General features: G+C 82.3%; 1 pseudogene. It reads right to left on the bottom strand.

What is annotated here, in order from left to right:
• A pseudogene (locus ABD353_RS39960) lies at window positions 1–463 on the bottom strand (ATP-binding protein); the annotation flags it as partial.
• Window positions 464–588: the final 125 nt, after the last annotated feature.

Here is a 588-nt window from a genome sequence, read left to right on the forward strand (position 1 = left end):
TGCGCCGGTACCAGTGGGCGGCGTCCTCGAAGGCGAGCAGGGCGGCGGCCGGGTCGCCGGCCCGGCGGGCCTCGGCGGCGGCCGGGCGGCGCGGTTCGGGGCCGGCGAGCAGCAGGTGGCGGGCGGTCTCGGCGGGGTCGGCACGGGTGTCGCCGGCGAGGGCGTCGGCGATCCGCCGGTGGAGTGCGGGGCGGTCGGCGGCCGGGACGGTGTCCTGGACGGCCTCGCGGAGCAGGTCGTGGCGGAAGGCGGCGGTGTCCGGGCCGAGGTCGGCGAGCAGTCCTGCGGCGACGGCCTCGGCGAGCCGGGGCCGGAGGTCGGCGGGGGCGCTGCCGAGGGTGCGGGCGAGGGTGCCGAGCGGGAAGCGGGTGCCGAGGGCGGCGGCCGTCCGGACGGCCCGGCGGGTCTCGGCCGCGAGGGTGTCGAGGCGGGCGGCGACGGCTGCGCGGACGCCGGCCGGCATCGGTTGCGGTGACCGGAGGAGCTCGGTGAGGAAGAAGGCGTCACCGCCGGTCCGCCGCTCCAGGGCGCCGACCCCGGCGGGGGGGGGGGGGGGGGCGGGGGGGGGGGGGGGCAGTCGGGGGGTGT

It is taken from the genome of Kitasatospora arboriphila, assembly GCF_039528095.1.
GTDB classification, from domain to species: domain Bacteria; phylum Actinomycetota; class Actinomycetes; order Streptomycetales; family Streptomycetaceae; genus Kitasatospora; species Kitasatospora arboriphila.